The following is a 14,173-nucleotide window of genomic DNA, read 5'->3' on the forward strand; positions in this document are numbered from 1 at the left end:
GGATGGCGGGCCAGACAAGGCGCGAAAGGGGAAAATCCGCTGCCTCTTTCAGCTCCGCACCAGCTCAATTCTTGCTTGACGCGTTTTCTTGGACCGCGAACCGGCGTCCACTTCGCTTGAAAACGCTGTTGTCCCGGGAGGAACTGCCATGGAGCACCTGACGATCTCCGCCAATGGCGCCAAATTCCATCTGGTTCGCGCCGGGACGGGCAAACCGCTGCTTTTGCTGCATGGTTGGCCGGAATTCTGGCTGACCTGGGAGCCGGTGATCTCAAGGCTTTCGGACCGTTTCATGCTGATCGTGCCCGATCTGCGCGGCTTCGGCGACAGCGACAAGCCTGATAGCCCTTACGGGCCGGACGGCCATGCGGCCGACATGCAGGCGCTGATGGACGGGCTCGGCATCGCGCGATTCGGCGTGGTCGGCCATGATGTCGGCGGCGCGGTGATGCAGCAGCTCGGCCGCCAGGCGCCGCAGCGGCTGGCCGGGCTGTTCCTGTTCGATTTCGTCTATCCCGGCATCGGGCCGCGGATGGCCGCGCCCGATAGGCTCAACCACATCTGGTATCAATCTTTCCACCAGATGGAGATGGCACCTCGGCTCGTCGGCGCGAGCCGCGAGAGCTGCCGGCTCTATATCGCGCACTTCCTTAAAGGTTGGGCCCATCGCAAGGACGCGTTCGACGACGTGCTCGATGATTTCGGCGACAATTTTTTCAAGGACGGCAATCTCGCCGGCGGCTTTGCGCATTATCGGGCGTCGCATGCCGGCCGCATCGCGATGATGAAGGGCGAAGCCCCGCAGCTGCCGCCGATCGACGTTCCGACCTGCGTGCGCTGGGCCGAGCACGATCCGCTGTTTCCCTATGAATGGACCGACCGGCTGGGAGAGACGTTTGCCGAGCTCGATCTGGCGATGTTTCCGGGCGTCGGACACTTTCCGCATCGCGAGGACCCGGATCGCGCGGCGGCGGAAATCGCGGGGTTCTTTCAGCGGATCGGGTGGAGTTGAAGGGCAGGGGCAGCTGAAGCGGGGGCTGGTCGAACGGGCGATCGCATACGGCATTTTGTACGAGCTGAGTGCGCGCCTCGTCCTTCGAGACGACCGCTTCGCGGTCTCCTCAGGATGAGGCTAAGCGGCATCGGTGCCCGTTGAAACTGCTGCCTCACACCTGGTCCTCATCCTGAGGGCCCGCCAACGGCGGGCGTCTCGAAGGATGGCCACTGGGAAATCGTTCGGCCGCGAGTCCGGTCCGATCCGATCATGCTCTTAGAGAACGGGTGGGACCGCCAGACGCGGTAAACACTGGCGGTCCCGTGCCGCTCATCGAAATGCTGGCCAGGAAGGGCGGCTTCGCAGGCCTGCGTGAGGCGACGATTCGACCCTAGCGTGCAGATGCTCCGCCGCAACGCAATCCGTCCCTTAACCTAACCAGTCAAGGTTACTCCTTGTCGGCCTTCTGGTCGTTCTTGTTGTTTTGCTTGGCCTTTTTCTTGCCGTTCTCGGTAGTATCCCGGTCCTTGTCCTTGCCGTTGCCGCCGTCCTTGTGGCGGTTGGTAAAGCGCGCGTTGCCAAGGCCGGTGCCGATGGTGAGCACGCCCCAGCGATCGACATCCTGCATGAACGGCACCTCCGAGAGACCCTGAACCACGCCGTCATTGTGCATCAGGATCGCGGTGTCGTGCTCGCCGATCTGCGGAATGGCTTCGATCAAGCTCGCCGGCAGGTTGAACTTGCTGCTCTCCCAATTGCCCGGCAGGTTCTGCGCGCCCTTCTCGATCGAGCCGTCCGGGTTGATCACGCCGGGACAGGCGATGCCGATGAAGGGCGCGAGCTTGAAGCCGTCTGTCTCGGCATCGGTGATCAGCCCTTTCAGCATTTTCGCGAGTCGCTTCACCGCGCCTTCGCGCGTCGGCTCGTCGTCGGCGTGACGCCACAGCTCGGACTTCGCGACCTTGGCCTTCGACAGGTCCCTGGCCTTCTTCCAGCCGGTCTCCACCAGGCCGCAGCGGATGTTGGTGCCGCCGATATCGACCGCGAGGATGCTGTCATGCGCCTCGAGAATCCAGGATGGCGCCAGATGCAGCGCGCCGATCATGCCGGCCTCGTCGGGATGAGCGCGGATCGGCATCACGTCGATCTTGAAATCCTCGGATTTCAGGATGATTTCCGTGCGCGCGATCGCGAGCTCGCCGAGCCGGGAGTCGCGAAAACCGCCGCCGACCACGATGCGCTCGGTCCTGGCCCAGGCCTTGGTCTTGAGGAAGCGCCGCGTGACATAGGCGAGCTCCTGGGCGAATTCCTCGATCGCGCTGTGCACGATCGCAGACGCCTCGGTGTCGTCGCCGACCAGGATCGCATCCAGGGTCTTCTTGCTGATCTGGTCCGAGGGCTCGTCGCCGAAGGGATCTTCGCCGGATTTGCGCAGCGGCTTGCGCCAGCGGTCGAGCATCTCCCGGAACGCGCCCTTGCTGGCGCGGTCGCCGAGGAAGCCGTCCTCGTCCTTCAGTTCGACGTTGAGGCTGTCGATATCGACCGACGGCAGCCGGACCGCGCCGTGCTGCGCGATGCCCGTGGTCGCGACCAATTCGTCCGTTGCCATGGAAAGCCCTTGCCCGTGTCCGAATTCGCGGAGACAACGGCGCGGGAACCCGTTGGTTGCAGGGCCGGCGGCAGATTCGGACGGGAGGCGGAAGGCCCCCAAATCCTTCCAATCCTGGGCCTTTTCACCTGCTTTTCCTTGACTCTCTTGGGATGGCGGCTATAAGTCCCACAACCGGCGCGGGGCGTTTCTCGCGCCGCCTGTTTTTGCGTGGGTTTTCAAAGGGATAACTCCCGCCCGCACAAAACGCGCATAAACCCATAGCGACTGACAAAAAGCCGGCCCCGACAAGATGTCGCGAGGCCGGGATTGAACACGAAGGAAAACAACGATGTTCGCAGTCATCAAAACCGGCGGCCGGCAGTACCGCGTCGTTCCGGATGATGTCCTGGAAGTAGGCAAGATCGAAGGCGAAGTCGGCACGATCGTGCAGCTGAGCGAAGTTCTTATGGTCGGCGGCGACACGCCGGTGCTGGGTCTGCCCACGGTGGCCGGTGCGACCGTGGCCGTCGAGGTGCTCGACCACAAGCGCGGGCCGAAGGTCATCGCGTTCAAGAAGCGCCGCCGCAAGAATTCGCGCCGCAAGCGTGGCTATCGCGACGAGATCACGGTTCTCCGCATCTCCGAGATCCTGACGGACGGCGCCAAGCCCACCAAGGGCCCGCGTCCGAAGCGGGAAAAGGTGGCGAAGGAAGCCGACAAGGAAGCCGACGCCGCATAAAATCGATCACGCCAATTCACGAATTGATGCGCGAGAGATTTTGAAATGATTCCGTCAAGGAATTGACCTAGACATACGCAGGATTTCGGAGACGAGCCATGGCTCACAAAAAAGCAGGCGGTTCATCGCGCAACGGTCGCGATTCAAAGGGTAAGCGCCTCGGCGTCAAGGTGTTCGGCGGGGAGCACGTGATTCCCGGCAACATCATCGCGCGTCAGCGCGGCACCACCTGGCATCCAGGCCTTAATGTCGGCATGGGCACGGACCACACCCTGTTCGCCAAGATCGAGGGTCGCGTTGAATTCCAGGCCAAAGCCAACGGCCGCACCTTCGTAGCGGTACTCCCGCTCGCAGAGGCTGCTGAATAGACGGTGGATCTCATTTGGAGTCCGCCGGGTCCTTGACCGAACCGGCGGAGTTCCAGAGATCATAGAGATCGAAGGCTCCGGGGGGAGGCAGGGAAACCGGCCTCCCCCTTTTCGTTTGACGAGCTCACTTTCCACTTAGTGACTTTGACGGAGCCGGACATGTTGCAGGATTTCTCGAGCGTGACCTTGCGGGAGGCGAGACCTGGTGTCGTCGCCACCGAACGGCTGACCTTGCGGCGGCCGACACTCGCCGACGTCAGGACCATCGCCCGCCTCGCCAACGACCGCCGCGTCGCGGAAAACACCCGCCGCCTCCCGCATCCCTATTCGCAGGACGACGCCGTCGCATTCGTCCGCGCCACCGCCGCACTCGGCAGCGAGACCGTGTTCCTGATCGAGTACGACACCACGCCGGTCGGCATGGTCGGTATCGACCGCTCCACGCCCGACAATGCCGAGCTCGGCTACTGGCTCGGCGTCGAGCATTGGGGCCGGGGCTTTGCCACCGAGGCCGCGCGCGGCGCCATCGACTTCTTCTTCGAGGAGTTCGAGGACGATCAGCTCTATTCGGGTGCGCGCGTCACCAACCCGGCCTCGCGCAACGTGCTGGAGAAGTGCGGCTTCCAGTGGAGCGGCGTGCAATTGCATCGTTTCCTGGCGTTGGGCTCCTCCACGCCGGTCGACTGCTTCCGCCTCTCGCGCGGGGTGTGGTCGTCGCTGAAAAGCTGGAGCAGCGCGCGGCGGATGAGGTAGGGCGCGCTTACCCTCCCCTGGAGGGTAAGGGACTACGCCGGCGGAGTAACATCTCCGCCGGCGCGGCCGAGATCGCGCTCACGCAGATAGATGTAGAAGCCAGCGCCGATGATGATCGCGGCGCCGACGATGGTGGCGACTGACGGGACGTCGCCGAACACGACGAAGCCGAAGATCACCGCCCAGACGATCATCGAATATTGGTAGGGCACCACCACGCTCGCCGGCGCGAGCTTCAGCGAGCGGTTGACGCAGAACAGTGCGGTGACCGATATGCATCCGGCCAGCGCGAAGAACACGAGGCTGCCCGGCGTCGGCGGCACCCAGTGGAAGGCCGACAGCACCGCGCCCAGCGAAAATGTCCCGATGAACTGCGAGGACGCCATCACGATGTCGGGCGTCTTGCGCAGGCTGCGGGTGATCAGCATCAGGGTTGCAAACGACAGGCTGCCGCCGAGCGCGATCAGCGCGGGCAGGCTCACGGTCTGCGCCGACGGCCGCAGCGCAATCAGCACGCCGCAAAAGCCGATCAGGATCGCGGTCCAGCGCCGCCAGCCGACCTTCTCGCCCAGAAAGATCGCCGACATCGCGGTGACGAAGATGGGGCCGGCAAGATAATAGGTGATGACGTCGGCGAGCGGCAGATAGACGGTGGCGAGGAAGAACGCCGCGACCTCCAGCGTCGACAGCACCACGCGAAACAGCTGCAGGCGCGGCCGCTCCAGCTGCAGGAACTGATGACGCTGCCGCCAGATCAGCGGCGACAGCAGCAGCAGCGCCGCGCAGGCGCGCAGGAACAGCAGCTGCCCCACCGAATACGTCCCGACCAGGAACTTGCCCATGGCGTCGCCGAACGAGAACATGAAGATCGACAGCACCATGAGGGCGATGCCGGCCAGCCGCGCCGAGCGGTCGTCATAGGCGGAGAGATTCTTGAAGAAGGGCATTGACGAGTTTGCTTCGAGAACTCGGGGGAGAGAGCATCAGGAATCGGCACGTGGTGTCGCTTGGGGCTGTTTTAATGGCGTGGGCGACGGGGACAAGCCCGCCACCTCAAATTGAACGGATTGTCGCACTCCCTGATCCGCCGCCGGCCGGTTGGTTAAGCACGGGGCGAAAATCGCCGAAATTCGGCCGATTTGCGGGTAACTCCGGGTTGCCGCGCGGGACCGGCTGGCCTACCTATGGCCCATGAAATTCCTCGACGAAGCAAAGGTCTATATCCGCTCCGGTGACGGCGGCAACGGCTGCGTGGCGTTCCGCCGCGAGAAGTTCATCGAATTCGGTGGCCCGTCCGGCGGCAATGGCGGCCGCGGCGGCAGTGTCGTCCTCGAAGTCGCCGACGGCCTCAACACGCTGATCGATTACCGCTACCAGCAGCATTTCAAGGCCCAGAAGGGCGAGAACGGCGCAGGCTCGGACCGCCACGGCGCCAACGGCAAGGCGATCGTGCTCAGGGTTCCCATGGGCACGCAGATCTTCGACGAAGATCGCGAGACGCTGATCCACGACTTCACCAATCTCGGCGAGAAATTCGTGCTCGCCGAGGGCGGCAATGGCGGCTTCGGCAACGCGCATTTCAAGTCCTCGACCAACCGCGCGCCGCGCAACGCCAATCCCGGCCAGCCCGGCGAAGAGCGCTGGATCTGGCTGCGGCTGAAGCTGATCGCCGATGCCGGTCTGGTCGGCATGCCCAATGCCGGCAAGTCGACCTTCCTCTCCAAGGTCAGCGCAGCCAAGCCGAAGATCGCCGACTATCCCTTCACCACGCTGCATCCGCAGCTTGGCGTCGTGAACGCCGACGGCCGCGAATTCGTGCTCGCCGACATTCCCGGCCTGATCGAAGGCGCGCACGAAGGCACCGGCCTCGGCGACCGCTTCCTCGGCCACGTCGAGCGCTGCCGCGTGCTGCTGCATCTGATCGACGCCACCTGCGAGCATGCCGGCAAGGCCTACAAGACGGTGCGCAAGGAGCTCGACGCCTATGGCGGGCTGCTCACCGACAAGATCGAGATCGTCGCGCTGAACAAGATCGACGCGGTCGAGCCGGACGAGCTGAAGAAGCAGAAGGAACGGCTGAAGCGCGCCGCCAAGAAGACGCCGCTGCTGCTCTCAGGGATCACCGGCGACGGTGTCAAGGAAGCGCTCCGCGCACTCGTCGATGTGATCGGCGAGGCCCCGGTGTCGGCCAAGGCGAAGAGCGCGGCCGAAGCGGAGCCGTGGTCGGCGTAAGGGCCGCCCGCTTGTCTTCGCTAGCGCGATAGCGCAGCATCGAACAATCAAGAAACGACCGGGGCTGACGCATGCCGCGCGCAAAAAACGTTCTCTGGATCATGTGCGACCAGCTTCGCTATGATTATCTCGGCTGCACCGGCCACCCCGCGCTGAAAACGCCGAACATCGACGCCTTGGCCAAGCGTGGCGTGTTGTTCAGCAAAGCCTATGTGCAGTCGCCGATCTGCGGCCCGTCGCGAATGTCGTTCTACACCGGCCGCTACATGCGCTCGCACGGCTCGCACTGGAACGGCTGGCCGCTGCGCGTCGGTGAGCCCACGCTCGGCGATCACCTCAAGAAAATCGGCGTGCGCAACGTGCTGGTCGGCAAGACTCACATGGCACCCGACCTCGAAGGCATGAAGGCGCTCGGCATCCCGCCGGAATCGATGATCGGCGTGCACGTCGCCGAGTGCGGCTTCGAGCCTTATGAGCGTGACGACGGCCTGCACCCGACGGGCCGGCCACGCCCGAAATACGACGCGTATCTGCGCAGCCAGGGTTTTGAAGCCACCAACCCGTGGGAGCATTGGGCCAATTCAGGCGCAGCCGAAGACGGCTCGTTGCAGAACGGCTGGCTGCTGGTGCACGCCGACAAGGCCGCGCGCGTGCCGGACGAGCATTCCGAGACGCCCTACATGACGCGCCGCGCGATGGACTTCATCGGCGAGGCCGAGACCGACGGCCGGCCGTGGTGCCTGCATCTGTCCTACATCAAGCCGCACTGGCCCTACATCGCGCCAGAGCCCTATGCGAGCATGTATTCGACCGATGACATGATCCCGGCGATCCGCTCCGAGCGCGAGCGGCAAAATCCGCATCCGGTGTTCGGCGCCTATATGGACATGCGCTATTCCCGCAACATGGCGCGCGACGATGCCCGCGAGAAGGTGATCCCGACCTATATGGGCCTGATCACCCAGATCGACGACCAGATGGGCGTGCTGATGAAGTTCCTGGAGGAACGCGGCCTCACGGAAACAACCATGATCGTGTTCACCTCCGATCACGGCGATTATCTCGGCGATCACTGGATGGGCGAGAAGGATCTGTTCCACGAGCAATCGGCAAAGATCCCGCTGATCATCATCGACCCATCGAAGGAGGCCGACGCCACGCGCGGCACACGCTGCGATGCGCTGGTGGAGGGCATCGATCTCGCGCCGACCTTCGTCGATTATTTCGGCGGCAAGGTGCCAGGACACATCCTCGAAGGACGTTCGCTGCTGCCGCTGCTGCGCGGCCCGACACCGGGCGACTGGCGCAAGGTGGCGTTCTCCGAATATGACTACGCCATGCAGGATGTGCGGCTGAAGCTGAACCAGCCGATCGAGCGCTGCCGGCTGTTCATGGTGTTCGACGGCCGCTGGAAATACATCCACGCCTCCGGCTTCCGCCCGATGCTGTACGACCTCGAAACCGATCCGGACGAGTTCTTGGATCGCGGCGACGATCCGGAGTGTGCCGGCGTCATCGCGCGGTTGCAGGCCGAGCTGTTCGACTGGGCGCTGCATCCCAACGACCACATCACCACGCCGCGCGAGAAGATCGCGAACTATGCCGACAGCCAGCTCCAGGTGAAGGGCGGGATTCTGATCGGCGTCTGGGATGAGGCCGAGCTTGCGTCGATCAAGGACGGCATCGCACAGCGCGCGAAGTTATAAGTGAGGGAGCAAAGCTCTCTCAACTCGTCATGGCCGGGCTTGACCCGGCCATCCACGCGTAGCCGAGCCTGACGCAAGACGTGGATGCCCGGGACAAGCCCGGGCATGACGACGGAGTGTTTGGCACGAGCCGAGCCTAATTCTCGATCTTGTACCCCGTCGCCTTCACGATCGGCTGCCAGAACGCCGTGTTCGCTGCGAGCTCCCGGGTCAGTCCATCCGCGGTGCTGCCGACCGGGATCAGGCCGATCGCCGTCAGTTTCTCCCTCACCTCGGGCTTGGCAAGCGCTGCGCTTGCGGCCGCGCCGAGCTTGCTTGCAAACTCCGGCGGACTGCCGGCGGGGAGCCACATGCCGTACCAGGCATCCGCAACGAGATCGATGCCGCTCTCCTTCAGCGTCGGAACGTCGGGCGCGAACGGCGACCGCTCCGCGCTCGAGACCGCAAGGATCTTCACGCCCTTGGCGCGATGCTGCGGCAGCGCATCCGCTAGCGTGGTGATTCCAAACGAAATGTGGCCGCCGATGATGTCGTTGAGGATCGGCGCGCTGCCACGATACGGCACGCGCGTCAGCGGAATGCCGAGATCCTTCTCGAGCTTGGAGCCCATGAAATGCGGAATGGTGCCGTTGCTCGGCACCCCGAACGACGTCTTGTCGGGATGTGCCTTCAGCCACGCGACGAATCCCTTGAAATCCGAGGCATCGATCCCCGGACCGATCACGACGGCGAACTCGAACCGCGCAAGCAGGGACACCGGCATGAAATCCTTCGCCGTGTCGAAGCTCGGTGCCGTCTCCACCATCGGCAGCAGATACATGGTCGGCCCCGTCGTCACCAGCACCATGCTGCCGTCGGGGCTTGCACCTTTCACCGCCTTGATACCGATCAGACCGTCACCGCCGGTACGGTTCTCGACCACGATGGTCCGTTGCAGCACCGGCGCGATCTCCTGCGCGATCAGCCGACACAGCGTGTCGCCGCCCGCCCCCGCCGCGAACGGGAAGATGACCTTGCTCAGCCCGGCCTGCGCTTTTGCCCCAACCACCTGCGACAGCAGCGGCAACCCGAGACATCCGGCCATGAATTTGCGGCGATCCATTGGTTTCCTCGTCCAGCCCGCTATTGGTTGGCGGCATTAGAACCGGGCTGGCCGGCAAGACAAGGCCGACCTTCGCCGTTTACGATCCCGCCCGCCTTGCGCCGGCCATCGTCCTGCTGCAAAAGCAGGCCTCAACCGGCGCCGTTCTCCGCGCCGCCGTTTCCAGAGCAATTCGTCACACGCGCCAGCACCTACAGACATGGCCAGCCCCGAGCTCAGTCAATTCCGCCGCATCGTCGTCAAGGTCGGCTCCGCACTGCTGGTCGATTCCGACCGGGGCGAGGTGCGGGCATCGTGGCTCGCCGCACTCGCCGACGACATGGCCAAGCTGCACCAGGAGGGGCGCGACGTCCTCGTGGTGTCCTCGGGCTCGATCGCACTCGGCCGCAGCCGGCTCAAACTGCCGCGCGGGCCGCTGAAGCTGGAGGAGAGCCAGGCTGCCGCCGCCGTCGGCCAGATCGCGCTGGCGCGAATCTGGTCGGAGGTGCTTGGCGCGCATGGCATTGGCGCCGGACAGATTCTGGTGACGCTGCAGGATACCGAAGAGCGCCGCCGTTATCTCAACGCCCGCTCCACCATCGGCAAGCTTCTGGAATGGCGCGCGATCCCCGTCATCAACGAGAACGACACTGTCGCGACCAACGAGATCCGCTACGGCGACAATGACCGCCTCGCCGCGCGCGTCGCCACCATGGCGAGCGCCGATCTGCTGGTGCTGCTGTCCGACATCGACGGGCTCTACGACGCCCCGCCGAAGAACAATCCCAACGCCAAGCTCATTCCTGTCGTCGACAGCATCTCCTCCGAGATCGAGGCGGTGGCCGGAGATGCCGAGTCCGAGCTGTCGCGCGGCGGCATGCGCACCAAGGTCGAGGCGGCCAAGATCGCCACCACCGGCGGCACGCACATGCTGATTGCGTCCGGCAAGATCGAGCATCCGCTGCAGTCGATCGCCAATGGCGGCCGCTGCACCTGGTTCCTGACGCCTGCCAATCCCATCACCTCGCGAAAACGCTGGATCGCGGGCACGCTGGAGCCGAAGGGCACGCTGACCATCGACGCCGGTGCGGTGACGGCGCTGCGCGCCGGCGCCAGCCTGCTGCCGGCCGGCGTGATCAAGGTCGAGGGCCAGTTCGCCCGCGGCGACGCCGTGATCGTCCGCGGCCCCGACGCCAGCGAGGTCGGCCGCGGCCTGATCGCCTATGACGCCGAGGTCGCCGAGCGGATCAAGGGCCGCTCGTCGCCGGACGTGATGACCATCCTCGGCAGCAGCGGGCGGTCAGAGATGATCCACCGCGACGATCTGGTGGTGGGGGGATAAGGGCCTTGCCGTCATGCCCGGGCTTGTCCCGGGCATCCACGTTCTTTCGGGGCCAGCAAAGACGTGGATGGCCGCGTCAGGCCCGGCCATGACGTCGGGCTGGGCCAGTGGCCGAGCCCGAACCCACCGACCGAAGCCCTGCCATACCCGCCCGACCCTTCGCAAAAGCGGGATTTCCGTGCTAGGACACTGCCTTAGCAGAAGGTTGAATTCCCGATGGCCGCCCCCCTCAAAGCCGTTGACGGCAATGCCGATCTTCAGGCGCTGATGTCCGATCTCGCAGCCAAAGCCCGCGCCGCCGCGCGCGTGCTGGCGCTGGCGCCGCCGGAGCAGAAGAACCGGGCGCTGGAGGCCATGGAGCGGGCGATCCGCAGCAATGCTGCAGCGATTCTCGCCGCCAATGCCGAGGACGTCGCCGAGGCGCGCGCCTCCGGCAACGCCACCTCCTCCTTCATCGACCGCCTGACGCTGACGCCGGCGCGTGTCGAAGGCATGGCCGAAGGCATCGCGGTCGTGCGCGGTATCGCCGATCCCGTCGGCATCGTCACCGAGAGCTGGCAGCGGCCGAACGGCATGACCATCGAGCGCGTGCGCGTGCCGCTCGGTGTCGTCGGCGTGATTTTCGAGAGCCGGCCGAACGTTGCCGCGGACGCGGGCGTCCTGTGCCTCAAGTCCGGCAATGCCGTGATCCTGCGTGGCGGCTCCGACAGTTTCCGCTCCTGCCGTGCCATCCATGAATGCCTGGTGCAGGGCCTGCGTGAAGCGGGCCTGCCCGAAGCTGCGATCACGCTGGTGCCGACGCGCGACCGCGCGGCGGTCGGCATGATGCTGTCGGGCCTCAACGGCGCCGTCGACGTCATTGTGCCGCGCGGCGGCAAGAGCCTCGTCGCGCGCGTCGAGCAGGAAGCGCGCGTGCCGGTGTTCGCGCATCTTGAAGGCGTCAATCACGTTTACATCGATGGCAGCGCCGATCTCACCATGGCGAAGTCGATCGTCCTCAATGCCAAGATGCGCCGCACCGGCGTCTGCGGCGCCGCCGAAACGCTGCTGGTCGATCGCGCCGCGGCTGCGAAGAGCCTGAAGCCGCTGGTCGAGATGCTGCTCGAGGCCGGCTGCGAGGTGCGCGGCGACGACGCCGTGCAGAAGACCGACGCGCGCGTAAAACCTGCCAGCGAAGACGATTGGGACACCGAATATCTCGACGCGATCATCGCAGCCAAGGTGGTCGACGGCGTCGACGGCGCAATCGCGCACATCCAGGATCACGGCTCGCATCACACCGATGCAATCGTGAGCGAGAATGATTTGGCTGCGAAGAAATTCCTCAGCGAGGTCGATTCCGCAATCGTGCTGCACAACGCCTCGACGCAGTTCGCCGATGGCGGCGAGTTCGGCTTCGGTGCCGAGATCGGCATCGCCACCGGCCGCTTCCATGCCCGTGGTCCTGTTGGTGCCGAGCAGTTGACCAGCTTCAAGTATCGCGTTCACGGCACAGGGCAGACGCGGCCGTAAGGCATGGCGCGAGGCGTGGGGCATTGAATAACAATTTCGTCGCGCCACGTTTCTTCGCGCAGGCCATACCGCCCTACACCGAAGGCATGCGCATCGGCCTGCTCGGCGGCTCGTTCAATCCGCCGCACCAGGCCCACCGCGCGATCAGCCAGTTCGCGCTGAAGCGCCTTCAGCTCGACCGCGTGTGGTGGCTGGTGACGCCGGGGAATCCGCTGAAGGAGAACGGCAATCTGCATGAGCTCGGCGCGCGCATGCAGGCGGCGCGCGATGTCGCCAACGATTCCAGGATCGAGGTCAGCTGTCTCGAATCCGTCATTCGCACCCGCTATACTATCGACACGATCAACACCTTGCGCCGCCGTCTCAGTGGCTTGCGCTTTGTCTGGATTATGGGCGCCGATAACCTCGCTCAATTCCATCGTTGGCAGCACTGGCGGCGCATCGCCGATCAGGTGCCGATGGCGGTCATCGATCGCCCGCCGCAGAGTTTTCGTGCCCTTGCCTCGCCCGCGGCCCAGGCGCTCGCGCGCTATCGCCTGCCCGAGACTAAGGCAGCATTACTTGCGGACCAGCCGGCGCCAGCCTGGGTCTTCCTGACCGGATTGAAGCTCAACCTCTCCTCGACGGGCTTACGGAACCCGGACGGGAGCTGGAAAGGTACGAAGTGAGACAGAGTGTGCGGGATTGAGGGCTCTCTGGCATATTGAAACCCTTAACCCCACATGATGTAGTGTAACCCGTGAGGGGCGGATTCGGCCCTCGCGATACAGTGAAAGGAATGGTCCCTGGCCACGTCTGTATTGTCCAAGTCAGCTTCAACGAAGTCTGTTTTACCCAAGGCTACGAAACCGACGCGTAAAACATCGACAAAAGCTGCAGCCTTGAAGGCGCAACCCGACGCCGACAAGACGCTGAACCTGATCCTCTCCCGCCTCGACGACATGAAGGCGGAAGAGACGGTCACCATCGACCTTCGCGGCAAATCGGCATACTCCGACTACATGATCGTCACCACCGGCCGCGTGAACCGGCACGTTGGCGCGATCGCGGAGAACGTCGCAAAGAGCCTCAAGGAAACCGGCATCAAGAACATCCACGTCGAGGGCTTGCCCAATTGCGACTGGGTGCTGATCGATTCCGGCGATGTGATCGTGCACGTGTTCAGACCCGAGGTCCGTGAGTTCTACAATCTCGAGAGATTGTACACGCAGGGCCCAGGGGCGGCGAAAGCGATCTGACGCGATCTTAGAGGCGACTGGCCGATTTCGAATCGGCTGACGCGCATGCTAGCGTCGTGCGCGCGCGGATTGCGCGCGGTTCGAAAACACGACTCTGAAACCTCATGCGTGTTGCTGTCATTGCGGTGGGCCGGCTGAAGCAGGGCCCCGAACGGGAGCTTGCCGACCGCTATTTCGAGCGGTTCGACGAGGCCGGCCGCAAGCTCGGATTTCGCGAGCTCACCATCCACGAAATTCCTGAGAGCCGCGCACGCGACACCGCGACGCGAATGACTGAGGAGGCCGCGGCGATCGCCGCGCATATTCCCGAAAAGTCGATCCTGGTGGCGCTGGACGAGCGCGGACAAAACCTCGATTCCACCGTATTCGCACGGCATCTCGGGCGCTGGCGCGACGAGGGCGCCGGTCATACTATCTTCGTGATCGGAGGGGCGGACGGACTTTCGCCCGAATTGCGCCGTAAGGCCAAGCTCGCGATCGCGTTCGGCTCTGCGACCTGGCCGCATCAAATGGTCCGCGTCATGCTTCTGGAACAGCTGTATCGGGCCGCCACCATTCTGGCCGGCCATCCCTATCATCGCGCGTGATTCGCGCCACAACGAGCACCTTGCCGACAA

The 14,173-nt window shown here is 64.4% G+C and carries 14 protein-coding genes; 11 read left to right on the forward strand and 3 right to left on the reverse strand.

Annotation, left to right across the window (positions count from 1 at the left end; genetic code table 11):
- Positions 1–148: 148 nt before the first annotated feature.
- Positions 149–1,012: an alpha/beta fold hydrolase gene (locus ABIC09_RS29350; RefSeq protein ID WP_354111445.1), complete on the forward strand. Its 864-nt coding sequence runs from the start codon at positions 149–151 to the stop codon at positions 1,010–1,012.
- Between the two features lie 430 nt (positions 1,013–1,442).
- On the opposite strand, the gene ABIC09_RS29355 is transcribed toward ABIC09_RS29350, so the two are convergent.
- On the reverse strand, positions 1,443–2,603 hold the full coding sequence (locus ABIC09_RS29355; protein WP_354111446.1) for an ROK family protein: 1,161 nt from the start codon (positions 2,601–2,603) through the stop codon (positions 1,443–1,445).
- 331 nt (positions 2,604–2,934) lie between these two features.
- Here ABIC09_RS29355 and rplU point away from each other — a divergent pair, with 331 nt between their 5' ends.
- The 3 genes from rplU to ABIC09_RS29370 all read left to right on the forward strand — a co-directional run bounded on the left by rplU (position 2,935) and on the right by ABIC09_RS29370 (position 4,445).
- Entirely contained in the window at positions 2,935–3,324 is a 390-nt protein-coding gene (gene rplU / locus ABIC09_RS29360; protein ID WP_148755153.1) for a 50S ribosomal protein L21, read from the forward strand.
- Positions 3,325–3,422: 98 nt separating this feature from the next.
- The gene (gene rpmA / locus ABIC09_RS29365; RefSeq protein ID WP_128962840.1) at positions 3,423–3,692 is read left to right on the forward strand and encodes a 50S ribosomal protein L27; all 270 of its coding nucleotides are present in this window, start codon (positions 3,423–3,425) and stop codon (positions 3,690–3,692) included.
- 159 nt (positions 3,693–3,851) lie between these two features.
- Entirely contained in the window at positions 3,852–4,445 is a 594-nt protein-coding gene (locus ABIC09_RS29370) for a GNAT family N-acetyltransferase (protein ID WP_354031103.1), read from the forward strand.
- Between the two features lie 32 nt (positions 4,446–4,477).
- Here the strand turns inward: ABIC09_RS29370 and ABIC09_RS29375 are convergent, their stop codons facing one another.
- The gene (locus tag ABIC09_RS29375; RefSeq protein ID WP_354031104.1) at positions 4,478–5,392 is read right to left on the reverse strand and encodes a DMT family transporter; all 915 of its coding nucleotides are present in this window, start codon (positions 5,390–5,392) and stop codon (positions 4,478–4,480) included.
- A gap of 244 nt (positions 5,393–5,636) precedes the next feature.
- Here ABIC09_RS29375 and obgE point away from each other — a divergent pair, with 244 nt between their 5' ends.
- On the forward strand, positions 5,637–6,677 hold the full coding sequence (gene obgE, locus ABIC09_RS29380; protein WP_354111447.1) for a GTPase ObgE: 1,041 nt from the start codon (positions 5,637–5,639) through the stop codon (positions 6,675–6,677).
- A gap of 71 nt (positions 6,678–6,748) precedes the next feature.
- The gene (locus ABIC09_RS29385; protein WP_354111448.1) at positions 6,749–8,383 is read left to right on the forward strand and encodes an alkaline phosphatase family protein; all 1,635 of its coding nucleotides are present in this window, start codon (positions 6,749–6,751) and stop codon (positions 8,381–8,383) included.
- Between the two features lie 136 nt (positions 8,384–8,519).
- On the opposite strand, the gene ABIC09_RS29390 is transcribed toward ABIC09_RS29385, so the two are convergent.
- On the reverse strand, positions 8,520–9,485 hold the full coding sequence (locus tag ABIC09_RS29390) for a Bug family tripartite tricarboxylate transporter substrate binding protein (RefSeq protein ID WP_354111449.1): 966 nt from the start codon (positions 9,483–9,485) through the stop codon (positions 8,520–8,522).
- Between the two features lie 199 nt (positions 9,486–9,684).
- Here ABIC09_RS29390 and proB point away from each other — a divergent pair, with 199 nt between their 5' ends.
- The 5 genes from proB (at position 9,685) to rlmH (ending at position 14,143) form a co-directional block, all read left to right on the forward strand.
- The gene (proB, locus tag ABIC09_RS29395; RefSeq protein ID WP_354031107.1) at positions 9,685–10,806 is read left to right on the forward strand and encodes a glutamate 5-kinase; all 1,122 of its coding nucleotides are present in this window, start codon (positions 9,685–9,687) and stop codon (positions 10,804–10,806) included.
- A 216-nt stretch (positions 10,807–11,022) separates the two neighbouring features.
- A complete protein-coding gene (locus tag ABIC09_RS29400) occupies positions 11,023–12,318 on the forward strand; it encodes a glutamate-5-semialdehyde dehydrogenase (protein WP_148755147.1) in 1,296 nt (431 codons plus the stop codon).
- 23 nt (positions 12,319–12,341) lie between these two features.
- Positions 12,342–12,986 carry a nicotinate-nucleotide adenylyltransferase gene (locus ABIC09_RS29405; protein ID WP_148755146.1) on the forward strand — a complete coding sequence of 215 codons (645 nt, stop codon included), beginning with the start codon at positions 12,342–12,344 and terminating at the stop codon, positions 12,984–12,986.
- A gap of 213 nt (positions 12,987–13,199) precedes the next feature.
- Positions 13,200–13,556: a ribosome silencing factor gene (rsfS, locus tag ABIC09_RS29410; RefSeq protein WP_148755145.1), complete on the forward strand. Its 357-nt coding sequence runs from the start codon at positions 13,200–13,202 to the stop codon at positions 13,554–13,556.
- A gap of 104 nt (positions 13,557–13,660) precedes the next feature.
- A complete protein-coding gene (rlmH, locus tag ABIC09_RS29415; RefSeq protein WP_148755144.1) occupies positions 13,661–14,143 on the forward strand; it encodes a 23S rRNA (pseudouridine(1915)-N(3))-methyltransferase RlmH in 483 nt (160 codons plus the stop codon).
- The last annotated feature ends 30 nt before the right edge of the window (positions 14,144–14,173 follow it).

It is taken from the genome of Bradyrhizobium sp. S3.12.5 (genome assembly GCF_040548225.1).
Lineage (GTDB): Bacteria > Pseudomonadota > Alphaproteobacteria > Rhizobiales > Xanthobacteraceae > Bradyrhizobium > Bradyrhizobium cytisi.